Annotated in this window: 21 protein-coding genes; 4 read left to right on the top strand and 17 right to left on the bottom strand. The window is 62.9% G+C overall.

Features of this window, described 5'->3' with window-relative positions:
* Window positions 1-3: 3 nt before the first annotated feature.
* Complete coding sequence (locus tag AB7951_RS18445; protein ID WP_120290424.1) at window positions 4-1,062, bottom strand: ABC transporter substrate-binding protein; 1,059 nt, start codon at window positions 1,060-1,062, stop codon at window positions 4-6.
* A gap of 129 nt (window positions 1,063-1,191) precedes the next feature.
* Between AB7951_RS18445 and AB7951_RS18450 the strand changes: the two genes are divergently transcribed.
* The gene (locus AB7951_RS18450) at window positions 1,192-1,653 is read left to right on the top strand and encodes a cupin domain-containing protein (protein ID WP_068738428.1); all 462 of its coding nucleotides are present in this window, start codon (window positions 1,192-1,194) and stop codon (window positions 1,651-1,653) included.
* Between the two features lie 178 nt (window positions 1,654-1,831).
* On the opposite strand, the gene AB7951_RS18455 is transcribed toward AB7951_RS18450, so the two are convergent.
* Together AB7951_RS18455 and AB7951_RS18460 are read right to left on the bottom strand one after the other, a co-directional pair.
* On the bottom strand, window positions 1,832-2,620 hold the full coding sequence (locus tag AB7951_RS18455; RefSeq protein ID WP_120290422.1) for an ABC transporter permease: 789 nt from the start codon (window positions 2,618-2,620) through the stop codon (window positions 1,832-1,834).
* The gene (locus AB7951_RS18460) at window positions 2,617-3,423 is read right to left on the bottom strand and encodes an ABC transporter ATP-binding protein (protein WP_120290420.1); all 807 of its coding nucleotides are present in this window, start codon (window positions 3,421-3,423) and stop codon (window positions 2,617-2,619) included. The genes AB7951_RS18455 and AB7951_RS18460 overlap by 4 nt, the downstream gene beginning before the upstream one ends.
* Before the next feature lie 368 nt (window positions 3,424-3,791).
* Between AB7951_RS18460 and AB7951_RS18465 the strand changes: the two genes are divergently transcribed.
* Window positions 3,792-4,592: an ATP-binding cassette domain-containing protein gene (locus AB7951_RS18465; protein WP_120290418.1), complete on the top strand. Its 801-nt coding sequence runs from the start codon at window positions 3,792-3,794 to the stop codon at window positions 4,590-4,592.
* Entirely contained in the window at window positions 4,589-6,145 is a 1,557-nt protein-coding gene (locus AB7951_RS18470; RefSeq protein ID WP_441256019.1) for a glycine betaine ABC transporter substrate-binding protein, read from the top strand. Before AB7951_RS18465 ends, AB7951_RS18470 begins: the two co-directional genes overlap by 4 nt.
* Before the next feature lie 91 nt (window positions 6,146-6,236).
* Here the strand turns inward: AB7951_RS18470 and AB7951_RS18475 are convergent, their stop codons facing one another.
* The 6 genes from AB7951_RS18475 to AB7951_RS18500 form a co-directional block, all read right to left on the bottom strand.
* Entirely contained in the window at window positions 6,237-7,943 is a 1,707-nt protein-coding gene (locus AB7951_RS18475; RefSeq protein WP_120291132.1) for a sulfatase-like hydrolase/transferase, read from the bottom strand.
* 181 nt (window positions 7,944-8,124) lie between these two features.
* Window positions 8,125-9,867, bottom strand: a complete 1,743-nt coding sequence (locus tag AB7951_RS18480) for a sulfatase-like hydrolase/transferase (RefSeq protein WP_120290414.1) — start codon at window positions 9,865-9,867, stop codon at window positions 8,125-8,127.
* Between the two features lie 180 nt (window positions 9,868-10,047).
* Window positions 10,048-11,304 carry an ABC transporter substrate-binding protein gene (locus AB7951_RS18485; RefSeq protein ID WP_175366851.1) on the bottom strand — a complete coding sequence of 419 codons (1,257 nt, stop codon included), beginning with the start codon at window positions 11,302-11,304 and terminating at the stop codon, window positions 10,048-10,050.
* Window positions 11,305-11,395: 91 nt separating this feature from the next.
* The gene (locus AB7951_RS18490; RefSeq protein ID WP_120290412.1) at window positions 11,396-12,142 is read right to left on the bottom strand and encodes an FCD domain-containing protein; all 747 of its coding nucleotides are present in this window, start codon (window positions 12,140-12,142) and stop codon (window positions 11,396-11,398) included.
* Window positions 12,143-12,214: 72 nt separating this feature from the next.
* Entirely contained in the window at window positions 12,215-13,063 is an 849-nt protein-coding gene (locus AB7951_RS18495; RefSeq protein WP_120290410.1) for an SDR family NAD(P)-dependent oxidoreductase, read from the bottom strand.
* Window positions 13,064-13,239: 176 nt separating this feature from the next.
* Window positions 13,240-13,965, bottom strand: a complete 726-nt coding sequence (locus AB7951_RS18500; RefSeq protein WP_120290408.1) for a TetR/AcrR family transcriptional regulator — start codon at window positions 13,963-13,965, stop codon at window positions 13,240-13,242.
* 111 nt (window positions 13,966-14,076) lie between these two features.
* Here AB7951_RS18500 and AB7951_RS18505 point away from each other — a divergent pair, with 111 nt between their 5' ends.
* Window positions 14,077-14,706 (top strand): ferric reductase-like transmembrane domain-containing protein, encoded by a 630-nt coding sequence (locus AB7951_RS18505; RefSeq protein WP_120290406.1) that lies wholly within the window; start codon window positions 14,077-14,079, stop codon window positions 14,704-14,706.
* Between the two features lie 51 nt (window positions 14,707-14,757).
* On the opposite strand, the gene ilvC is transcribed toward AB7951_RS18505, so the two are convergent.
* The 8 genes from ilvC to miaA all read right to left on the bottom strand — a co-directional run bounded on the left by ilvC (window position 14,758) and on the right by miaA (window position 22,033).
* Window positions 14,758-15,777, bottom strand: a complete 1,020-nt coding sequence (ilvC, locus tag AB7951_RS18510; protein WP_089267877.1) for a ketol-acid reductoisomerase — start codon at window positions 15,775-15,777, stop codon at window positions 14,758-14,760.
* Window positions 15,778-15,930: 153 nt separating this feature from the next.
* Window positions 15,931-16,533 (bottom strand): LysE family translocator, encoded by a 603-nt coding sequence (locus tag AB7951_RS18515; RefSeq protein ID WP_068738457.1) that lies wholly within the window; start codon window positions 16,531-16,533, stop codon window positions 15,931-15,933.
* Between the two features lie 4 nt (window positions 16,534-16,537).
* Window positions 16,538-17,410, bottom strand: a complete 873-nt coding sequence (locus tag AB7951_RS18520) for an EamA family transporter (RefSeq protein WP_120290404.1) — start codon at window positions 17,408-17,410, stop codon at window positions 16,538-16,540.
* Window positions 17,411-17,428: 18 nt separating this feature from the next.
* Window positions 17,429-17,971, bottom strand: coding sequence for an acetolactate synthase small subunit (gene ilvN, locus AB7951_RS18525; protein WP_068738461.1), 543 nt, complete (start codon window positions 17,969-17,971; stop codon window positions 17,429-17,431).
* 205 nt (window positions 17,972-18,176) lie between these two features.
* Entirely contained in the window at window positions 18,177-19,955 is a 1,779-nt protein-coding gene (locus AB7951_RS18530) for an acetolactate synthase 3 large subunit (protein ID WP_441256020.1), read from the bottom strand.
* A gap of 498 nt (window positions 19,956-20,453) precedes the next feature.
* A complete protein-coding gene (locus AB7951_RS18535) occupies window positions 20,454-20,762 on the bottom strand; it encodes a HigA family addiction module antitoxin (RefSeq protein WP_089267874.1) in 309 nt (102 codons plus the stop codon).
* An 8-nt stretch (window positions 20,763-20,770) separates the two neighbouring features.
* On the bottom strand, window positions 20,771-21,067 hold the full coding sequence (locus tag AB7951_RS18540; protein ID WP_120290400.1) for a type II toxin-antitoxin system RelE/ParE family toxin: 297 nt from the start codon (window positions 21,065-21,067) through the stop codon (window positions 20,771-20,773).
* 39 nt (window positions 21,068-21,106) lie between these two features.
* Window positions 21,107-22,033, bottom strand: a complete 927-nt coding sequence (gene miaA / locus AB7951_RS18545; RefSeq protein WP_120290398.1) for a tRNA (adenosine(37)-N6)-dimethylallyltransferase MiaA — start codon at window positions 22,031-22,033, stop codon at window positions 21,107-21,109.
* Window position 22,034 lies beyond the last annotated feature (1 nt).

Raw genomic sequence — 22,034 nt, forward strand, 5'->3', positions numbered from 1 at the left:
AACCTACTTCGCATTCGTCCCCATCGTTTTGGCGAACTGCTCGACATATTTATTCGTATAGGTCTTGCTGACATCGATATTGGCTTTCGCGACCTCCGGCGAGCCCTCGCTGAACACCGCGAGCACGGCAGCCGCGCCCTTCGGATCCATCAGCCCCGTCTCCGAATACATCGGGAGCGTGTTCTTCAGCGCTGCGAGATAGAGCTCCTTGTCCTTGCCGACGATACCTTCGGGCATCTTCGCCATGATCTCTTCCGGCGTATGGCTGTGAATCCATTTCAGCGTATTCATGATCGCGTTGGTCAGCCCCTGCACTTCTTTTTTCTCATGAGCCTTGACCCAGGCCGTGGTCGAATACAGCGCGCCACCGGGATATTCGCCGGAGAACACCGCCAGCGTGTCCTTCTGCGTCCGGGTATCGCTGAGAATCGTGAGGTCTTTGTGGCTGCCCTGCAGCACGGTGACGGCAGGATCGAGCATCACCGCGGCTTCGATCTGCCCCTGCTCCATCGCCGCCACTGCCGTCGCGCCGAGGCCGACGCCAATCACAGCAGTACCAGCCGGATCGAGACCGTTTTTCTTGAGCTGATACTTCAGGAAGAAGTCCGTCGACGAGCCCGGCGCGCTGACGCCGACTTTCTTGCCGGCGAGATCCTTGATCGACGTGATCTTGCCGGTGTGCTTCGGCGACACCACCAGCACGAGACCGGGATAGCGGTCATAGACCACGAAGCTCTGCAGCTCCTGCTTCTTGGCGGCGAGATTGACGCAATGATCGAAATAGCCGGAGACCACATCGGCGCTGCCGCCGAGCACGGCTTTCAACGCATCGGAGCCGCCCTTGAGATCGACCAGCTCGACGGCGAGACCCGCTTTCTCATATTCGCCGAGCTGCTTGGCCAGCACGGTCGGCAGATAGCACAGACACGCCCCGCCGCCGATGGCGATGGTCACCTTGGTTTGCGCTGCAGCGGGATGAACGAGAAACACCGACAAAAGGCTCGCAAGGAAAAGACGTGCAAGGAATAAACGGCTCAAGCCGGTTTTTATGTTCGTTGTCATTGTTTCCTCCGCGCTATCAGGCGCGGAGGATAGAGGAGCCTCCGCCGGTTGGAAAGCCGGCACTGGTCAACCCACGTCCCGCGACATAGCATCCGCGCGGCAAATCATTGTCATCCAGGGGGAACGTTCATGAAGCGCATCACCGCAACACTCTCGATCACTGCCGCCTTCGCCGCCGGCTGCCTGATCACGCATCTTGTGCCCGAGGGCATCACGCCGGCGCAGGCTGCGGAAAACATCACCGCGCAGGTCATCCACGTCCCCGAACTCGTCGGCGATGCACTCGGACCCGCCTCGCCCACCGGCTTCCGCTCCAAGATGTTCATGCAGGCCGACGGCGCGACCATCTCGGTGCAGGACGGCAATGTGGTGAAGCACATGCATCCCAACACCAACGAGATCCAGTACATCCTCGAAGGCACCGGCACCGTGTGGCTGGGCGACAAGGAAGTTCAGGTCAAGGCCGGCGACCTCATCATCATCCCGAAGGGCACGCCCCATGGCGGCACCAAGCCCGACGGCAAGCCGTTCCGCGCCATCGCCATCAAGACCCCGCCGCAGGCGCCGGACGACACCAAGCCGCTGCCGTAAGCCACGGGCTCTGCCTAACCTCGCCCCGCTTGCGGGGAGAGGTCGGATCACAAGCGACAGCGCGTGATCCGGGTGAGGGGGAGCCAGTGTTTTACTCGCTAGCTCCCCCTCACCCGTCTCGAATGACCTTTGGTCATTCGATCCACCCTCTCCCCGCAAGCGGGACGAGGGAATCGTCTCAGCTTCGCCCGTCGCTCACCACAGGCTTCCACACCAGCAATCTCTTCTCGACCATCGTCACCAGAATATCGATGGCGATCACAAACGCCGACAGCACGAACATGCCCGCGAACACGCCGGCCACGTCGAACGTGCCCTCCGCCTGCTGGATCACGTAACCCAGCCCCGCCGCCGATCCCAGATATTCGCCGACCACGGCGCCGACGACGGCAAAGCCCACTGCGGTATGCAGCGACGAGAACATCCATGACAGCGCCGACGGCCAGAACACATGGCGCATCAACTGCCGCTCGCTCATGCCCAGCATGCGGCCATTGGCGAGCACCGTGGGCGAGACTTCCTTGACGCCCTGATAGACGTTGAAGAACACGATGAAGAACACCAGCGTGACGCCGAGCGCGACTTTCGACCAGATGCCGAGCCCGAGCCACAGTGCGAAGATCGGCGCCAGCACCACGCGCGGAAGCGCATTGGCCATCTTCACATAGGGATCGAAGATGGCGGCGAGGCGCGGCTGGCGCGCAAACCAGAAGCCGATCAGCACGCCCAGCGTCGAGCCGATGACAAAGGCTAATACCGACTCAAGCAGCGTGATTCCGAGATGCTTCCAGATAATGCCTGACGCGAACCAGCTAACAATCTGGCTGCCGACATCCCAGGGGTTAGAGAAGAAGAACGGCGGCAGCAGGATGCGGCCGAACACCGGCACGGTGGTGAGCAGGTGCCACAGCCCGATGACGACCACGGCGACGAGTACCTGACACAGCAGCAATACAGGACGCGTCATGACGCGGCTCCCATACCAGCCGACTGCGCATAGCCCTTCATCACCTCGTCCTTCAGCACGCTCCAGATCTCGCGATGAAGCGCGTGAAACTCCTTGTCGAGCCGCACCTCGAAAATATCGCGCGGCCGCGGCAGCGGCACCTTCCAATCGCCGATGATGCGCGAGCCCGGCCCTGCTGACATGATGACGACACGGTCGGCCAGCGCGATTGCCTCTTCGAGATCGTGCGTGACGAACAGCACCGCCTTGCGATCCCTGCTCCACAGATCCAGCAGCAGGTTGCCCATCACCTGCCGGGTCTGTGCGTCAAGCGGCCCGAACGGCTCGTCCATCAGCAGGATTTTCGGATTGCGGATCAGCACCTGCGCAAGACCGACGCGCTTGCGCTGGCCGCCCGACAGCATATGCGGATAGCGCCCGGCGAAGGCGCCGAGACCGACCGAGGTCAACCAGTCCTGCGCCCGCGACAACGCCTCGTCGCGCACGACGCCGGCGATCTCCAGCCCGATGGCGACATTGTCGAGCGCGGTCTTCCAGGGAAACAGCGCGTCGGCCTGAAACAGGTAACCCGCCTGTGCGTTCAGTCCGCCCAGCGGCTGACCAAATATCCGGACAGCACCGGAGGCTGGCGCCAGCAGACCGGCAGCGACATTGAGCAGGGTAGATTTGCCGCAGCCGGTCGGCCCGACAATGGCGACGAACTCGCCATCCGCGACCCGGAGTGTCGCCTTCTCCACCGCCGTATAGATGCGATTGTCGGCAATACCGAACGCCACCGTCGCGTCATCAAGCGCCACCGCCATCGATGCCGCGGCCCCACCTGCCTGCACGCGCGTCCCCCAAAGTGTTTTTGTTCCGGGACTGGCTTAGCGCTGCAGGGTTGATAATTCAACGGTGGGGCCGGGTTGGTGGGCCAGATGCTGCATGATAGCTTTGCAGCGATGATTTCAGAACTCGGTACATCGATGGCGCCCCATCTTCACCCTCCCCTGGAGGGGGAGGGTCGGGCGACGCGAACGATGCGCAGCAGCGGTCGCGTTGTCCGGGGTGGGGTGACATGTTCATCCATGGAGCTTCCCATTCACCCCACCCCGCCACGTGCTTCGCACGTGGCGCCCCTCCCCCTCCAGGGGAGGGTAAGCGACGACGCACCGCGTAAGATATCCGGCGCATGAGTCCCCTCATCCGCTTCTCCCATATCAGCAAGAGCTTCGACGGCGGCCGCATTCACGCCGTCGACGGTGTCTCGCTCGATATTGCCGAGGGAGAGTTCCTCGCGGTGGTCGGCGGCTCCGGCTCTGGCAAGACCACGCTGATGCGGCTGGCCAACCGGCTGATCGCGCCGGACGCGGGACACATCACCATCGCCGGCGAGGACGTGGCGCAGGTCGATCCGATCGAACTGCGCCGCCGCATCGGCTACGTGTTCCAAAGCGGCGGGCTGTTTCCGCATATGAGCATCAAAGACAATATCGGCATCACGCCCAGACTGCTGGGCACTCCCGCCAGAGATATCGCGGATCGTGTCGATGAACTGCTCGATCTCGTGCGCCTCGACCGCAAGCAGCACCGCGATCGCTTTCCGCACGAACTCTCCGGCGGCCAGCGCCAGCGCGTCGGCGTCGCGCGTGCCCTCGCCGCGAAGCCGCGCATCGTGCTGATGGATGAACCGTTCGGCGCGCTCGATCCGCTGACCCGCGATGCGCTTAGCGACGACTACCGCGCGCTGCATCGCAGCCTGGGCCTCACCACCATCATGATCACCCATGACATGACCGAGGCAATCCTGCTCGCGGACCGGATCGCGGTGATGCGCTCCGGCAAACTGCTCGCGGAGGGCACGCCCACTGAGTTGTCCGAAAGCACCGATCCCTATGTCGGCGAGTTGCTGGGCACACCGCGCCGGCAGGCGAAACGACTTCAGATGCTGCTGCCGAGGGATGGCACGGCGCCCCAAGGCGGCGCGACATGAGCCTGTTCACCGATCCGCGCTGGAGCGACGCGCTCGGCCATCTGCCGGACTATCTCGGTAGCCACGTGCGCGTCAGCCTTGCAGCGCTGGCGCTCGGCCTCATCATCAGCCTGCCGCTAGCCATCATGGCACGGCAACGGCCGGTGCTGCGCAGCGCGCTGCTCGGCGTCGCCAGCATCGTGCAGACCATTCCGGGTCTGGCATTGCTGGCCTTGTTCTATCCGCTGCTGCTGGCGCTCGCAGCGCTGTCGCTGCAATATCTCGGCGTCAGCTTCTCTGCCTTCGGATTCCTGCCGGCCGTGCTGGCGTTGGCGCTGTATTCGATGCTGCCGGTATTGCGCAACACCATCACCGGATTGAACGGCGTCGATCCCGCATTGACCGAGGCGGCTCAGGGCGTCGGCATGACGCCGCGGCAATCGCTGACCATGGTCGAACTGCCGCTGGCATTGCCCGTGATGATGGCAGGTATCCGCACTTCCGCCGTCTGGGTCATCGGCACCGCGACGCTATCAACGCCGATCGGCCAGACCTCGCTCGGCAACTACATCTTTGCAGGCCTGCAGACACAGAACTGGGTTCTGGTGATCTTCGGCTGCGTCGCCGCGGCAATTCTTGCACTGGCCGTCGATCAATTGCTGGCGCTGATCGAAACCGGCATCCGCCTGCGTAGCCGTATCCGCACCGCCATCGGCGTGCTCGGTATCGCGGCGCTGGTGATCGTCACACTCGCGCCGTCATTCGCCCGCTCCGGCACACGCATCGTGGTCGGCGCCAAGACCTTCACCGAACAATATGTGCTGGCCGCGCTGATGTCGCAGCGGCTGCAAGCGGCCGGCCTGCCCGCCACGACGCGGCAGGGTCTCGGCTCCAGCGTGATCTACGATGCGCTGGCCTCCGGCGATATCGATGTCTACATCGACTATTCGGGCACGCTGTGGGCCAACCAGTTTCACCGCACCGAGATCCTGCCGCGCGAACAACTACTCACCGAGCTGAAGACGGCGCTTGCCAAGCAGGGCATCACGCTATTTGGCGAGCTCGGTTTCGCCAATGCCTATGCGCTGGTGATGCCGCGTGTAAAGGCGCAAGCGCTCGGGATCAAGACCGCGGCCGATCTCGCGGCGCTGAGCGCCACCATGACCATCGCCGGCGATTACGAATTCTTCTCGCGGCCGGAATGGGCGGGACTGAAAACGGCCTACGGCCTGTCGTTCAAGACCCAGCGCACGATGCAGCCCGATTTCATGTATGCCGCTGTTGCCTCCGGCGAGGTCGATGTCATCGCCGGCTATACCAGCGACGGACTGATCGCGAAATACGATCTCGTGGTGCTGGACGATCCCAAACATGCGATCCCACCCTATGACGCGATCATGCTGCTGGCGCCGAGACGCGCGGACGATGAGAAGCTGCGCAGCGCGTTGCAGCCGTTGCTTGGCAGGATCGATCTACCGCTGATGCGCGAAGCCAATCTCCGCGCCGCAGGGAATGATGCGACGAGCTCGCCGGAGAGTGTGGCCCGGTGGATGTGGGACAGGATAAAAAAGTAGGATGGGTAGAGCGTCTTCGCGAAACCCATCAATGGCGAGCCACAAAAGCGATGGGTTTCGCTGCGCTCTACCCATCCTACGAACTCCGGCGTTACAAATTCTTGATCATCCCCGCATCGATCAACAGGCGATTGAATCGTCGCGCTTCCGCGCCGTCCTTGCAGGCGTAAAACAGTCCCTTGCAGCGAAGCATGATCTTCTTCTGCTCCTCGAAGGACGGGTCCAGCGGAATGCCCGCGGCCTCCTGAATGACCAGCGGCAGATACGGCCCGTCGATCGTGTCCATCACCGTCGCGCTCTTCACCGGTTCGAAATTGATCGCGTCGATGGCGTAGTAGGTCGCGTAGTAGCGCGGGTCGTAACTCTGCAGCTTCTTGCCGAGGCCCGCTTCATCCATGTTGGGATCGAGAATGCCCGGCGCGAATTCCGGCTGATGATCGCCATAGCGTACGATCAGGAACGGCTGCGCTGGAAACTGCTTCTTCAACTTCGCGACGAACGCGCCATAGTGATCCACGCTCATCGCCTGACGGCGCAGATATTCGTCGACCACCGGCACGTTGCCGGGCGCACGCCAGCCTGGCGTCATGTCGGGGCGAAATCTGGTTTCCCACGGAAAGTGATTGGCGGCGAGATAGACGAACATGAACAGCGGATTGGCCGGCGGCTGCTCGGCCATCAGGCGCGCCGCTGAATCATAGAAAAAGCTGTCGGGCTCGACGCCCTTGGCGCCGAGATCCTTGGCGTCATAGAAGCGCTCGACGCCGGTGGTGGTCTGGAAGCTGCGCGCGCTCATGAAGGCGCCGAAGGCCGGATAGAGCGAGATAGTGCTGTAGCCACAGCGGCGCAGCGCCAACGGCAATCCGCGCTCGACGCGGCCCGAAGCGATGCGCGTGACGAAATAGGAGAACGGCCCGAACGAGCGCGACGACAGTCCGGCCAGTACGTTGTATTCGGTGAACCAGCTCGGCCCGCCATTGCTCTCGGCGAGAAATTTGCGCGCCTTGCCATCCCATGAATTGAAGTGGCTGCCATAGCCTTTCGGCGTCTTCACGCCGGCGGCCTGACGGATGTCGAAGGACGACTCGTCATGCACCATTATGATGTGCGGACGACGTCCCGCCGGATGGCAAGAATCCTCCAGCGGCAACTTCAGCCGCTCGGTGATGACCGCGTCGGACTCCATGAAACCGTGGCTGCTGAAGTCCGACACGGCGGTGACGCCGGAGCGCGCGAATTTCGACAGATAGCCGTCATCGTAATAGCCGCGCCAGGCTTCATCGGGCCAGGCCAACGCATAGCCCGTCAATGCGGCGAGGCAGGCCGTCAGCGCGGCCAGCGCCGGCAGCCGTCGGATGCGGAACGGATCGAGCCACCACAGCGCATACATCAGCGGCAGCACCACCACGGCAGCGCCGATGGCGGACCAGCGCAGGTTCGGAAAGATCGTGAACAGGAAGGCTGCGGTATCGCGGTCGATCACCATCAGGTCGACGAAGTTCGCGGTCATCTGCACCACGTCGTGCTTCAGCCGCGACAGCAGCACCAAGATGACGACCAGGGTCAGCGACAGCGCTCCCGAAAGCGCGGGACGGCGCAGCAGCGCAATCCAGAACAAGTTGAGAATGGCCCAGGCCAGCACGAAGCCCACCCGTCCCACCAGATCGGTCTCGGTCTGGAACATCACCAGCAGCGCGCCGAAATGCGGCGCTGCCACGGCCAGCAGCCGCCACACGCTGGTCGGTGCAGCGACAGCAGTTGTCGAGACGCTGGGTACTGGATTGAGCGGAGGCGCCATGGCGGCACGCAACACCACCGGCGAGGCCTCGGGCCTGGGCTGGCGACGGCCAGAGGGCGCATGTCGCAGCCGGAAACTGCGATATGTCATTAATTTGTAATGTAATCGTCATGAACGGGCAATGACCTTGGCCTGAACGGGATGGACAGACACCCTGCCCTCACTGCTGCAACCGGCCGGGTCAGAGATCCTTGATCAGCCCCGCATCAATCAGCCACCGATTGAATCGGCTGGCTTCATCGCCGCCCTTGCAGCCGTAGAACACGCCCTTGCAGCGAAGCATGATCTTCTTCTGCTCGACAAAGGACGGATCGAGCGGGACGCGTGCGGCCTCCTGCACCATCACAGGCAGATAGGCAGCATCCAGTGTCGACAGTGCCGATGTCAGTTCGGGGCGGTAGTTCAGCGCGTCGATGGCGTAATAGGTCGTGTAGTATCTGACATCATGCGTCATGATCCGGTCGGCGCGCTTCGGCTGCGGCAGATCGGGTTCGAGCAGTTTCTGCGCGATCGCGGGCTGATGGTCGCCGAACCGCACCAGCAGGAACGGCTCGGTCGGATGGTCCTTCTGGAGCTGCGCGACGAAGGCCTTGTAGTCCGCAGCCGTCATGGCCTGGCGGCGGATATACTCATCCACCTCCGCCGTATTGCCCGGCGCCTGCCAGCCGGCGGGCGTCAGGTCGTCGCGATAGGTCGTGGTCCACGGGAAATGATTGGCAGTGAGATAGACCAACACGAAGACCGGCTGGTCGGTCTTGCTCGCGCGCGCGATGAGGTCCCTGGCCTGGTCGAAATAGAACCTGTCGGGCTGCATGTCCTCGCTGACGCCCATCGCCGCCATGTCGATGAAGCCGTCGATGCCCGCGCCCTCTTGGAAACTGCGGGCGCTGAGGAAATTGCCGTAGGTCGGATACAGCGAGAAGGTCTTGTAGCCGCAGCGCTGCAGCGCCTGCGGCAGGCCGCGCGAGATCTTCCCGGCGGCAATGCGGGTGACATAGAACTTCAGCGCACCGAAGGAGCGCGCCGACAGCCCGGTGAAGATATTGAACTCGGTGTACCAGGTCGGACCGCCGCTGGATTCGGTGATCAGCGCGCGCAGCTGGCCGTCTGCCGACTTGAAATAATCATGATAGCCCGCCGGCACCTTCACGCCGGGCGCCGCGGACACGTCGAATGACGACTCGTCGAGCACCATCACGATATTCGGCCGCTTCACGCCCGGCTCGCAGGTGGTCATCGGCGATGCCTGGGCCGAACTCACGAGGCTCTTGGAATCCGCCTCGATCCATCCGGTCGCCGTCAGATGCGACACCGAGACAACGCCGGAGCGCGCCAGATTGGAAATGTGATTGACGCCCTGGAACGGCTCCCATGGCTTTTCGGGATTGGCTGCCGACAGGCCGACGATCCCCGCTAGGCAGACGCCTGCACAGGCCAGCGCGCTGCGGCGGCGCAGTCGGTACGGATCGGCGCGCCAGATCAGCCACAGGATCGGCAGCGCGACGGCGGCGGCGATCAGTAGCCAGGTCCGCAGTTGCGGGAAGATCGAATGCAGGAACGAGATCGTGTCACGATCGATGATCAGGAAATCCAGGAAGGTCAGCGTGAGCTGCGTGATGCCGAACTTGAACTGCGATAGCACGATCAGCGCCGTGACCAGCAGCAGCGACAGCACCGCGCTGACACCGGGCCGCTTCAACAGCGCGAGGAACAGGAAGTTCAGCAAACCCCAGGTGAACAGCGCCAGCGTGTTGGCGAACGGGCCGTATTCGACCGAGGCCAGAACATAGAACGCGAGCGTATGGATCGCAGCGATCAGCGCCGTGCGCAGCGGCCACTGCCGAAGATACTGCCAGACGACCACCAACCGCTCCTTGAAGCGGCGGCCGGCTTGCGCCGGAGAGACTGAGGGCGACGGCAGCATGGCTTGCCTGCGAACCCGGCAAGACAACTGCCCTGTCTGGCAACGGCCAGCCGGCTCACACCGCGACCGGACCCTGCGGAATGTCACAAAATCGTAATACAGGCGTCATGAACGGACAATGAACCTTTCGACGCAGGCGGTGCCGGTCCGGGCGCCGCCTGCCGTCGTCATCCCTCGCCTCTACCGCACTGCGGTCGGCGTCTCGCCCTTGATGATCTCGCCGAAGCGCTGCCAGCGCTCGCCCTTGAAGCTCATCATCTGAAACTGGTCGATGGGCGAGAAGTCGGTCGGGCTGGTGTTGACGGTTACGCCTGGCAGCAGTCCGTCGAGCTGCACATTCTTGAGGTTGGCGGCCTGTTTCATCAGGTTCTCATGGGTGAGATCGTCGCCGCACTGCTTCAGCGCCTCGACCATGGTCTGGGCGATGCTGTAGCCGGACAATACCGTGCTCTCCATCGCCTTGCCTTCGGGAATGTACTTCTCGACATAGGCGTAGAACTTCTGCATGCCCGGATCGTCCTTCCACTGCGGATCGGTCGGATCCTTGGCGAAGGTCGCGGACAAAACGTCCTGCGCATTCTCGAAGCCTGCCGGACGGATCACGCTGCCCACCGACGAACTCGCATTCGGCACGATGTGCAGCGGCTTCCAGCCGAGCTCGGCGACTTTCTTGATCGACTGTGCGGCGAATTTTCCGACAGCAAAGGAGAACAGCGTATCGACGCCGGCGGCCTTCAGCTTGACGATCTGCGAGTCGATGGTCGGCTCGGAAACCTCGTAGCTCGCTTCAGCCACGATCCTTGACGCCGCCTTGTCGCCGAAACCTTCCTTCAGTCCCTTCAGATAGTCCTTGCCGAAATCGTCATTCTGATAGAGCACGCCGATCTTGGCATCCGGCTTCTCTTTCAGGAGATACTTCGCATAGGCCGCAGCTTCGGCGTGGTAGCTCGGCAGCCAGCCCATGGTCCATGGAAACTGCTTCGGATCGTTCCAGCGGGTGGCACCGGTCGCGAGAAACAGTTGCGGCGTCTTCTTGGCATTGACGTATTTCTGGATCGCGGCATTCGCGGCGGTGCCGACATTGCCGACGATCGCCATCACCTCGTCGCTCTCGACCAGCTTGCGGGTCTGCTCCACGGTCTTCGGCGGCGAATAGGCGTCGTCATAGGAGATGAAGACGATCTTGCGGCCGTTGATGCCGCCCTCATCGTTAATCTTCTTGAAATAGGCGCCGTAGGCCTTGCCGAGAATGCCGTAGGCTGAGGCCGGGCCGCTATAGGGCACCGTGTTGCCGATCTTGATTTCGGTGTCGCTGGCACCGGGGCCGTATGTCTTCTGCGCCAGTGCCGGGCTCGCGGCCAGTGCAATCGCAGCTGCGAACGCAGCCATGATGCTGGCGGCCGCTGGCGCGGCCCTGGAAGTCATCGTGATACGCATTTTCTGTCCTTCTTTTTGCGTTTCCATAAGTGACGGCCGTTGCCGTATTCGATCCGAGCCTTCCCGTTTGTCGGGATTGTTGAACGGCTCGTCAGGTGTTGGTGTTTGCGATCTCCTGCTCCTGCGGGTCGATCGGGGCGTGATCAGCCAGCGCCTCAATGTCGGCGGCAGCGATCTGCACATGGCGATGAACGAGCGCGGTGACAGCGATTTCGTCGCGCGCTTCGATGGCCGCGACGAAAGCGCGGTGATCGTCGAGCGAGCGCTGGCGCAACGCCGCGGATTCGAAGTAACGGCGACGCCCGCGCGTGCTCATCAGCATCAGGGGCGTAATCGTGCGCACGAGAATGCGGTTCTGGCTGGCGCCCGCCACGGCAAGATGAAACTCGACGTCCTCGTCGGCCATGTTGCAGCCGTTGGTGGCCAGCACCGCATAGGTATCCAGCAGTCCGTGCAGCTTTGCGAGATCGGCATCGGTCCGGCGCTGGCAGGCCAGCCGGAACGCCTGCTCCTCGCAGATGATCCGCGCTTCGACCGCATCGCGCGTCACCTGCGTATCGAAGGTCACGCCCAAATCCGCCTGCAGCACCAGCGCATCGAGCCCGCTGTCTTCCAGCGCGTTGCGCAGATAGATCCCTGATTTGGGCTTCCGCTCGGTGATGCGCATGGCATCGAGCACCGCCAGCGCCTCGCGGACCGAGCCGCGCGTCACCCCGAACCGCTCCGACAGATCCCGCTCCGACGGCAGCCGGTCGCCCTTCGCGAGCCGGTGATGCCGGACGAATTCGAGCGTTTTCCGAACGGCGTCGGAGGTTTCGGTGCTGACCGTAGCGAGCATGGCTGACCCTACCAATCTGGTAGTACCAGTTAGCCAATTTTAGCGGCCCTGTCGAGACTACAAATGGCCCCGCTATTTGGGCCGCAGCCCCAACTGCTTCGCCATGATCACGTCCAGCCAGCGTCGCGGCAGCCAACCAGCGATCCACGTCTGCACCGGCTGCGGCGACGCCACCACGCGCAGCTTCGGCCGGGATGCGGTCAGTGCCCGGTAGACCAGCTCGCCGATCCGCTCCGGTGGCAGCCCGTTCTTCGCCAGCTTCATCAGCATCTCGCGCAGCTTCGTTAACGCCGGCAAAAACGGCGACGCATCGAAGCGCGCCATATCGATCGCCTCGGCCTTGTCCCAGATCGGCGTGCGCACGGCCCCCGGCGCGATCACCAGCACGTCGATACCGAACAGCATGAATTCGCGCCGCAGGCTCTCGGCCAGCCCCTCCAGTGCGAATTTTGACGCGCTATAGGGCGACAGCAGCGGATTGCCGAACTGGCCAGACACCGAACTCATCATCACGATGCGCCCGGGCGTGCCCGTCATCGCCGGATCGGCGCCAAGCAGCGGCGCGAAGGCCTTGGTGACGATCACCGGGCCCATCACATTGATCTCGATCTGCTGGCGAAACTCGTCGACCGACAGGTCGAGCAGTGCGCCCGGCACGGCCACGCCGGCATTGTTGACGAGGCCTGCAAGCGTCTCGCCATTCAGCGCGGCGCGAACCTGCGCAGCGGCGGCCAACACAGCGGCCTCATCCGAGACGTCAAACAGGAGCGGGATGAAATTCGCGCCGAACTCGGCTTGCAACCGCTCGGCATCGGCCTGCCTGCGCACGCTACCGAACACGCGAAAGCCGCGCGCGAGCAGAAGCTTCGCCGTGGCGTGGCCGATGCCCGTGGAGACGCCGGTGATGACGATGGATCGCATGAAAAGCACCTGAGATGTGATGGCACGTGAATTTGGCCGAGAACGAGACCGCATCGCCGCGGTCACAACGAGAATTGCGGATCGCCGCCTCATTGGTTTTTGACGATCGGCGCGCTCTTGTCTATCTGCGACAGCAAGCCGCGCAGGCTTGATGCATATTCCAACGGAATCGCTGTTCAGACAGGCCTTGCGATTCCATCAACGAACAGCGTGATGATCGCCTCTGCCATCTGATCCGCCTCGGCATCCGCGACACCCCAGCGTGGAAAATGCCCGTCGATCTTCATGCGGGCAAACCCATAGACCAAGGCACGGCCGGCAATCTTTATCACGCGCAGATCGGAGGAGCGCAGTTGTCCCTGCGCCAGGGCATCCATTAGCAATTGCTCGGTCATGGCGATCAGCTCATCATTGTCCTCGCGTAACGCTTCCGACTGGTCGTGGGAAAAATACTTGCCGCTCGAGATCACTTCGAAATGCGCCGGGTTTGTCATCGCCCAGCGCATATAGGCCATGCCAAAGGCGCGAAACCGCGCCAGCGGATCGTCGGCGGACGTGCCGGCGATGGCCGCGGCGATCGAGACTCGAAAGCGGCGCTGTGCCTCTTCCGCCACCGCGCTCATAAGGTCATTGCGGCTGGGGAAGTGCCGGAACGGCGCTCCCGGCGATACGCCGGCGCGCCGCGCGGCCTCGCGCACGCTGACGGCATCCGCGCCACCTTCCTCGGCCAGTTCAAGCGCTGCCGCAATCAGCACACGGCGCAGATCGCCGTGATGATAGGTCTTCGGCGATGTTGCCGTTCGCCCCTTCGCGGCACGTGGCACGACCGATGGCCGGGCGGCTCGTTTTCGCGCAGGCAGCTTCGATGCCGATCTGGACGGCGGCTTTGCGGACTTGGACATGCGCCAGCATAGCATCACCGTATCGTGAATGTAATCACTGATTACACAATTGACTGGATCGCCTGCCCCGAATGTAACTAGTGATTACATATGGCAATACGGGGGAACGTCATGACACGGGATCGTCGCAACTGGTTCGAAGGCTGGCGGCTGCTCGCCATACTGACGCTTGTACTGATCGCGCTCAGCGTCTGGATCGCCGGCATGCGCGGCTTCGAGGTCGATGGCATCAGGATGGTGATCCGCTTCACCGCGCGCAGCTCGTTGCTGTTCTTCTGCCTCGCTTTCGCAGCATCCGCGCTCGCCCTGCTCTGGCCGACATCCGGTACGCGCTGGCTGCGGCGCAACCGCCGCTATCTTGGGCTCACTTTTGCGGCATCTCACGCCATCCACGCCGTCGCCATCGTCTGCTTCGCCGTGATGGCGCCCGCTGACTATGCAGCAGCAACGACGCCCGCCTCCTACATCTTCGGCGGCATTGGCTACGCCTTCATCATCGCGATGGCGGCAACGTCATTCGACCGCTCGGCGGCCGCCATCGGCCCGCGCGCATGGCGCATCCTGCATACGACCGGCATCTATTATCTCTGGTTCCAGTTCATGGTGAGCTTCGGCATGCGCATTCCGCAGATGCCGAACTATGTCTGGTTCCTGATGCCGTTGATTGTGGTGATGGCGCTCAGGATCGCTGCGGCGGTGCTGAAACGGCGCCAGGCGCGCATATCAGTGCCTGCAAACTAAAACGGGACCGCGTTGCCGCGGTCCCGTTGGTAGCTGCGATTTGAAAAGCGCTTAGTTCTTGGTCTTGTCGACCAGCGCCTTTTCCTTGATCCACGGCATCATGTCGCGGAGCTTGGCGCCCACTTCCTCGATCGGATGCGCATTGTTGCGCTGGCGGGTTGCCTTAAACGAGGCCTGGTTGACCTTGTTTTCCAGCATCCAGTCGCGGGCGAACTTGCCGGACTGAATGTCGGTGAGCACGCGCTTCATCTCGGCCTTGGTTTCCGAGGTGACGATGCGCGGGCCGGTGACGTATTCGCCGTATTCCGCGGTGTTGGAGATCGAGTAGTTCATGTTGGCGATGCCGCCTTCATAGATCAGGTCGACGATCAGCTTCAGTTCGTGCAGGCACTCGAAGTAAGCCATTTCCGGTGCGTAACCGGCTTCCACCAGCGTCTCGAAGCCGGCGCGGATCAGCTCGACGGTGCCGCCGCAAAGAACGGCCTGCTCGCCGAACAGATCGGTTTCGCACTCTTCCTTGAACGAGGTCTCGATGATGCCGGCGCGGCCGCCGCCCACTGCCGAAGCGTAGCTGAGGCCGAGGTCATGGGCATTGCCCGAGACGTCCTTGTGAACGGCGATCAGGCAGGGCACGCCGCCGCCGCGCTGATATTCCGAACGCACGGTGTGGCCGGGGCCCTTCGGCGCGATCATCAACACGTCCAAGTCTTCACGCGGGTCGAGCAGGTTGAAGTGCACGTTGAGGCCGTGTGCGAAGACGAGCGCTGCGCCCTTCTTCATGTTGTCGTGCATGTGGTCGCGATAGATGTCGCCCTGCAATTCGTCGGGGGTGAGCATCATCATCAGGTCAGCCCACTTGGCAGCCTCGGCGACTTCCATCACCTTGAAGCCGGCGGCTTCCGCCTTCTTCGCGGTCGCCGAGCCCTTGCGCAGCGCGATCACGACGTCCTTGACGCCGCTGTCCTTGAGGTTCAGCGCATGGGCATGGCCCTGGCTGCCATAGCCGACGATGCAGACCTTCTTGCCCTTGATCAGGTTCAGGTCGGCGTCGCGATCGTAATAAACTCGCATGGGTATTTCCTCTCTTCAGCAACTATATTTCAAAGCTGCCCGTTCGAACGGGTCACCACCGCGTGGTGGATGACCATGAATTGCCGCCGGTTTCTAGGGCGACGGGTGCCGCGAGACAAGCCCGCGACGGTGATTTTACGCTGCGCGTCAGGCTCATAGCTCGACCAGCACCGGATACAGGGACGCCAGCAGCAGCAGCCCCATGACGATATTGAACGCCCGGACCGCGCCAGGCGATTTTACCAGCGATTGCAGCGAGGTGCCGCACAGCACCCAAGTGACGCAGGAGACGAACCCGAGCAGCAGCGACAGGGCGACCTGCAGCAGGATGTTCCAGGGATAGTTCGCAATCGCCGCATAAGCGGTGATGGTGCCGATCACCATCACCCAGCCCTTGACGTTGACCCATTGAAACAGCGCTGCGCCGAAAAACGTCATCGGCCGGCGCCGTTCGGCGTCACCCGGGTTGGGCGGACCCGACATCCCGATCGCAAAGGCGAGATAAACGAGATACGCGGCGCCGGCATATTTCAGGATGGTGTGCAGCACCGGATAGGAGGTGAAGACCGCCCCCAATCCGAGGCCAGTGACGGCGACCATGAAGGCAAAGCCGACGGTGACGCCGAAGACATGCGGCAGCGTGCGACGAAAGCCGAAATTGAGCCCCGACGCGAGCAGCATGATGTTGTTCGGGCCTGGCGTGAAGAACATCACGATGGCGAACACGATGAAGGCGAACAGGAGTTGTTGCGACATGACCTCAGACCACCTCGACAAGCGTGGGTGGGCGCTTCGACAGCAGCATTACGGCAATGCCGCAGACAACGACGATCATGCCCGCGAGCCGCAGTGATCCAAACTGTTCGCCGAACGTGACGCTCGACGCCGCCGCGCCAATGAACGGCACCAGCAGCGCGAACGGCACGACCTGCGCCGCGGAATAGTCGCGCAGCAGCCGGCCCCAGATCCAGTAACCCAGCGTGGTGCCGACCACCGCGAGGAACAGCACACAGGCGAAGGCCTTCAGCGAGGCATGCGTGAGCGATTGCCAGGTAGTGCTTGCGCCATCGACACTGAACAGCACCACCAGCAACGGCAGCAGCGCGACGAGACTGATCCAGGCGAACAGGTCGAGCATCGGCACGCCCTGCGCGCGCCGCAGCAGCAGATTGGAGAACGCAAAGCTCACGGGCGCGGTCATCAGCACCATGAACGGAAACACGCTGAAGTCATAGCCGACCGTGAAGCAGATCATCAGCAGCCCGCCCATCGCAATGACAATACCGATCACCTGCTGCCGCGTCGGCAATTCGCGCAGGAACAGCGCTGCAGCCCCCACCGTGAACAGCGCCTGGCTCTGCACAATCACCGAGGTCAGCCCCGCCGGCACGCCATGCGCCATGCCATAGGTCTGCGCCAGAAACTGCGCCACCAGCAGCCAGCTTGTGGCAACGATCAGCAGCCATGACAGCTTCGGCTTCGGCAGGAACAGGCACGGCAGCGCCGTGATGCCGAAACGCAGCGTGGTGAGCAGCGTCGACGACATTTCGTCGACCGCCATCCGGGTCAGCACGAAGCCGACGCCCCAGATCACGGCCACTGCGACGGCCAACGCGATGTCGAGAGGTTTCATGACTGCGATGCGTGGAGGCTACATCCCCTCCGGTCCGCGGCTGATGGCGGCAACGCCGGTGCGCGAGATCTCGACGAGGCCAAGCGGCCGCATCAGGTCGATGAACTGGTTGATCTTGCCGGTGTTACCGGTGATCTCGAACACGAAGCTCTCGATGGTGGCGTCGATGACGCGCGCGCGGAACGCTTCGGCGAGCCGCAGCGCCTCGACGCGATGCTCGCCGGTGCCACGCAGCTTGACCATGGCAAGCTCACGCTCGATGGAGCGGCCGGTCAGCGTCATGTCGACGACGCGATGCACCGGAATCATGCGATCGAGCTGATGCTTGATCTGCGTGATTACCATCGGCGTGCCGGTGGTGACAATGGTGATGCGCGAGACATGCTTGTGGCTCTCGGTCTCCGACACCGTGAGACTTTCGATATTGTAACCGCGGCCGGAGAAAAGACCGATGACGCGCGCGAGCACGCCGGGCTCATTGGCGACGAGCACCGTCAGCGTATGCGTCTCGTTGGGATCGTGACGCTCTTCCATGAAATAGGCGGAGGCAGGCTGTTCCATTGTCGTTTCTCTTTTCAACCGTCTCGGTCAGAATTCGATTTAGCCGCGGGTGACGTAAGCTCCTTCTCCCCGCGTGCGGGGAGAAGGTCGGGATGAGGGGGAGCCTCAGCAAACTCGGAGCAGGTGGAGAGTCCCCCTCACCCGCCCGTCTTCGCTGCGCTCCGCCGGGCGACCTCTCCCCGCAGGCGGGGAGAGGTTAGAAGCATCACACCAGCGCCTTGCCGCCAGCGAAGGCCGCCGCGGTGGCTTCGTCATTCGCTTCGAGCGGCAGCAGCATTTCGTTATGTGCCTTGCCGGACGGGATCATCGGGAAGCAGTTCTCCAGCGCGGCAACGCGGCAGTCGAACAGCACCGGCTTCTTCACCTTGATCATTTCCTGCAGTGCGCCGTCGAGATCGCCGGGCTTGCTGCACTGGAATCCGACGCCGCCATAGGCCTCAGCCAACTTGACGAAATCAGGCAGCGCTTCCGAGTACGAATGCGACAGCCGGTTGCCATGCAGCAGCTGCTGCCACTGGCGCACCATGCCCATATACTGGTTGTTCAGGATGAAGATCTTGATCGGCAATTCGTGCTGAACCGCCGCCGACATTTCCTGCATCGTCATCTGCACCGAGGCATCGCCGCCGATATCGATGACCAGCGAGTCCGGATGCGCAACCTGCACGCCCAGCGCCGCCGGCAGGCCGTAGCCCATGGTGCCCAAACCGCCGGACGTCATCCAGCGATGCGGCTCCTCAAAGCCGAAGAACTGCGCCGCCCACATCTGATGCTGGCCGACTTCCGTGGTGATGTAGGTGTCGTGGCCGCGCGTCGCCTCGAATAACCGCTGGATCGCGAATTGCGGCAGGATCACATCGTTATTCGTCTTATAGGCCAGCGAATTGCGCGAGCGCCAGGTGGCGATGGTCTTCCACCAGTCCTTGGTGTCGGGCTTCTTCGCCTCGGATTTGAACACCTGCAGGATATCGCCCAGCACATTGCCGCAATCGCCGATGATCGGCACGTCGACGCGGATGTTCTTGTTGATCGACGACGGATCGATGTCGATATGGATCTTCTTCGAGTTCGGCGAGAACGCATCGGTGCGGCCGGTGATGCGGTCGTCGAAGCGCGCGCCGACGCACAGCATGACGTCGCAGTCATGCATTGCCATGTTGGCTTCATAAGTGCCGTGCATGCCCAGCATGCCCAGCCAGTTCGGGCCGGATGCCGGATAGGCGCCGAGGCCCATCAGCGTCGAGGTGATCGGGAAACCGGTGACCTCGACCAGCTCGCGCAGCAGCTTGGATGCCGCGAGGCCGGAATTGATGACGCCGCCGCCGGAATAGATGATCGGCTTCCTGGCACCCGCCAGCATCGACACCGCCTTGCGGATCGCATTGGCATCACCCTTCACGCGCGGTGCGTAGGAGATGTGAACGTCCGACTTGCGCGGCGGATGATAGGTGCCGGTGGCGAACTGCACGTCCTTCGGAACGTCGACGACGACCGGGCCAGGACGGCCGGTGGTCGCAACATAGAAGGCTTCATGCAGCACCTTGGCGAGATCGTTGACGTCGCGGACCAGCCAGTTGTGCTTGGTGCAGGGCCGCGTGATGCCGACGGTGTCGCATTCCTGGAACGCGTCGTTACCAATGAGATGCGTCGGGACCTGTCCGGTGATGCAGACCAGCGGGATCGAATCCATCAGCGCGTCGGCCAGCGGCGTCACCATATTGGTGGCGCCCGGACCCGAGGTCACCAGCACGACGCCCGGCAGGCCGGTCGAGCGCGCATAGCCTTCGGCGGCATGGCCGGCGCCCTGCTCGTGGCGGACCAGAATGTGCTCGACCTCGGACTGCTGGTAGATCTCGTCGTAGATCGGAAGCACCGCCCCGCCGGGATAGCCGAAGATGTGCTTGACGCCATGATCCGCAAGCGCGCGCACGATCATCGCTGCGCCGGTCATCTGATTGGGATCGTGAGGCTTGCTGTCGCTCATGGTTCGCTCCGGATGCGCTCTGCGGCGCGGCTTGGTCTGGATGGTCGCTGGGTTCGGAAAGCTTGAAGTTCAGACAATAAAAAAGGGCCCGTTCAGGACCCTGTGCACACCGCTCGGTTCGTGGGTAGCCGTCAGCTACCCCCGGCGGTGCGCCAGGGTACCACGATAATAAGGAGATTTGTAACTTTGTTGCGCACAGGATCGGTCCGACTTTTCATAACTTGCGCGGAACATAGCCAGCAAACGGGGGATGTCAAGGGAAGTTGCTGTGATCGCGCTGATTTTGGAGCCTAGCCGGGTCTTTGGCGTTCGGCGAGCGGAAAAATCGGGCGGGCAGATATGCGTGCCGACGTACGGGTCACCCGCCCCCTCCATCGTCATGCCCGGCGAATGCCCGGTATCCACGCCTTTGGCCGCAAGCGAAGACGTGGATGGCCGGGACATCTAGCGAAGCTTGCTTCGCGCTGCCCGGCCATGACGGAGTGTTAGTTTGCAGGCCTAAGCCGCCTTCACCAGAGGCGTCGCACGTTCGATCCGCGCCAGTTCCTGCGGCGAGTTCATCGCCTCCCAAAGATCACCGCGGCGCTGCACGTTCAGCCAGAAGTCCGGGCTGTTGCCGAAGACGCGCGCGAGAATGAGCGCGGTCGCCGCGGTCACGTTACGGCGATCGTTGCACAACTCGTTCACATGCTTGCGCTGGACACCCATCGCCTTTGCCAATGTCCCTTGTGTCAGGCCAAGCGGCTGCATGAATTCCTCGACCAGAATTTCACCGACAGTGGCCGGCTTGCGTTTGGTCATCAGCATGAGTCACCTCACCGGTAGCTGTGATCGTCGAGATAAAGATCCGACGCTTCGCCGCGGCCGCTATCCCAGCGGAAGATCAGCCGCCACTGGTTGTTGACGCGGATCGAGTGCAAGCCGCCAAGTTTGCCGCGCAGCTTTTCGAAATGATTGCTCGGCGGTACGCGCAGATCCTGATCGGTGGTCGCATCGTCGATCATCTGAAGCTTGCGAAACAGCCGGCTTTCAAGGTCCGCCGGAATGTTGCGAGAATGGACGTCGTCCACGAAGAAGGCCCGCAACCAATCATCGCGAAACCCGACGATCATTCAGAGCCTCCCAGATGAGCCATTGTACCACCCTATGGGTCAAATGACAAGAGCTCTGGCCAAGCTCGTCCCCGCCTCCTCCACCGTCATCCACGCGAACTCCGGCAGTTGATGCCGAAACCACGTGAACTGCCGCTTGGCGTAGTGGCGCGTATCCGCCTGCCCGATCTCCGCGGCCTCCTCGCGCGAGATTTCGCCGCGGATATGCCGGATCAGTGCGGGCACGCCATGGGCCTTCATCGCGGGCAACAGCGGATCGAGACCGCGCGCCGCGAGGGCAGCGACTTCGTCCAGCGCGCCCTCGTCCAGCATGCGCCCGAACCGCGCATCGATCCGCGCATAAAGCTCGTCGCGCTCGGGCGCCAGAAACAGCGCGGTCACGCCCTCCGGCGGCAGCAGCGGCGGCAGGCCCTCGCTGTGCCAGTCGGTCAGCGAACGTCCCGTCGCCTCCACGACTTCCAGCGCGCGGGCGATGCGCGTGCGGTCGCGCAGATTGAGCCGCGCGGCGGAGACCGGATCAACCAAAGCGAGCTGCGCATGCAGCGCCTCCGGCCCATCCCTTTCCAGACGCGCGCGGACATCGTCGCGCACCTCGGCGGCGACGGGCGGTACGGCCGAGAGCCCGCGCGTCAGCGCCTTGAAGTATAGTCCGGAGCCGCCGATGAAGATCGGCAGTTTGCCTTGCGTCCGCACCTCGGCAAGCACCCGCGCCGCCTCCTCGACCCAGGCGCCGGCGGAGAAATTCACCGCGGCATCGACCGTGCCATAGAGCCGGTGCGGCGCCTGCACTTCTTCCTCGACCGTCGGCCGCGCCGTCAGCACGCGCAGGTCGCGATAGACCTGCATGCTGTCGGTATTGATGACCACGCCGTCCCGCGCGCGCGCCACGGCCAGCGCCAGCGCCGACTTGCCGCTGGCGGTCGGCCCTGCGATAAGCAGCGCTCTGTTGTCCGGACTGGAACTCACG

It is taken from the genome of Tardiphaga sp. 285_C5_N1_2 (assembly GCF_052076065.1).
In the GTDB taxonomy this organism is placed as follows: Bacteria; Pseudomonadota; Alphaproteobacteria; order Rhizobiales; family Xanthobacteraceae; genus Tardiphaga; species Tardiphaga robiniae.

Excerpts from the sequence above, each read along its gene's own strand:
- AB7951_RS18465 (WP_120290418.1), top strand. The coding sequence starts at position 3,792 with ATGAGTCCCCTCATCCGCTTCTCCCATATCAGCAAGAGCTTCGACGGC.
- AB7951_RS18475 (WP_120291132.1), bottom strand. The coding sequence starts at position 7,943 with ATGGCGCCTCCGCTCAATCCAGTACCCAGCGTCTCGACAACTGCTGTC.
- AB7951_RS18455 (WP_120290422.1), bottom strand. The coding sequence starts at position 2,620 with ATGACGCGTCCTGTATTGCTGCTGTGTCAGGTACTCGTCGCCGTGGTC.
- AB7951_RS18520 (WP_120290404.1), bottom strand. The coding sequence starts at position 17,410 with ATGAAACCTCTCGACATCGCGTTGGCCGTCGCAGTGGCCGTGATCTGG.
- AB7951_RS18515 (WP_068738457.1), bottom strand. The coding sequence starts at position 16,533 with ATGTCGCAACAACTCCTGTTCGCCTTCATCGTGTTCGCCATCGTGATG.
- AB7951_RS18470 (WP_441256019.1), top strand. The coding sequence starts at position 4,589 with ATGAGCCTGTTCACCGATCCGCGCTGGAGCGACGCGCTCGGCCATCTG.
- AB7951_RS18450 (WP_068738428.1), top strand. The coding sequence starts at position 1,192 with ATGAAGCGCATCACCGCAACACTCTCGATCACTGCCGCCTTCGCCGCC.
- AB7951_RS18530 (WP_441256020.1), bottom strand. The coding sequence starts at position 19,955 with ATGAGCGACAGCAAGCCTCACGATCCCAATCAGATGACCGGCGCAGCG.
- ilvC (WP_089267877.1), bottom strand. The coding sequence starts at position 15,777 with ATGCGAGTTTATTACGATCGCGACGCCGACCTGAACCTGATCAAGGGC.
- AB7951_RS18505 (WP_120290406.1), top strand. The coding sequence starts at position 14,077 with ATGACACGGGATCGTCGCAACTGGTTCGAAGGCTGGCGGCTGCTCGCC.
- AB7951_RS18495 (WP_120290410.1), bottom strand. The coding sequence starts at position 13,063 with ATGCGATCCATCGTCATCACCGGCGTCTCCACGGGCATCGGCCACGCC.
- AB7951_RS18460 (WP_120290420.1), bottom strand. The coding sequence starts at position 3,423 with ATGGCGGTGGCGCTTGATGACGCGACGGTGGCGTTCGGTATTGCCGAC.
- AB7951_RS18540 (WP_120290400.1), bottom strand. The coding sequence starts at position 21,067 with ATGATCGTCGGGTTTCGCGATGATTGGTTGCGGGCCTTCTTCGTGGAC.
- AB7951_RS18485 (WP_175366851.1), bottom strand. The coding sequence starts at position 11,304 with ATGCGTATCACGATGACTTCCAGGGCCGCGCCAGCGGCCGCCAGCATC.
- AB7951_RS18480 (WP_120290414.1), bottom strand. The coding sequence starts at position 9,867 with ATGCTGCCGTCGCCCTCAGTCTCTCCGGCGCAAGCCGGCCGCCGCTTC.
- ilvN (WP_068738461.1), bottom strand. The coding sequence starts at position 17,971 with ATGGAACAGCCTGCCTCCGCCTATTTCATGGAAGAGCGTCACGATCCC.
- AB7951_RS18445 (WP_120290424.1), bottom strand. The coding sequence starts at position 1,062 with ATGACAACGAACATAAAAACCGGCTTGAGCCGTTTATTCCTTGCACGT.
- AB7951_RS18490 (WP_120290412.1), bottom strand. The coding sequence starts at position 12,142 with ATGCTCGCTACGGTCAGCACCGAAACCTCCGACGCCGTTCGGAAAACG.
- AB7951_RS18500 (WP_120290408.1), bottom strand. The coding sequence starts at position 13,965 with ATGTCCAAGTCCGCAAAGCCGCCGTCCAGATCGGCATCGAAGCTGCCT.
- AB7951_RS18535 (WP_089267874.1), bottom strand. The coding sequence starts at position 20,762 with ATGCTGATGACCAAACGCAAGCCGGCCACTGTCGGTGAAATTCTGGTC.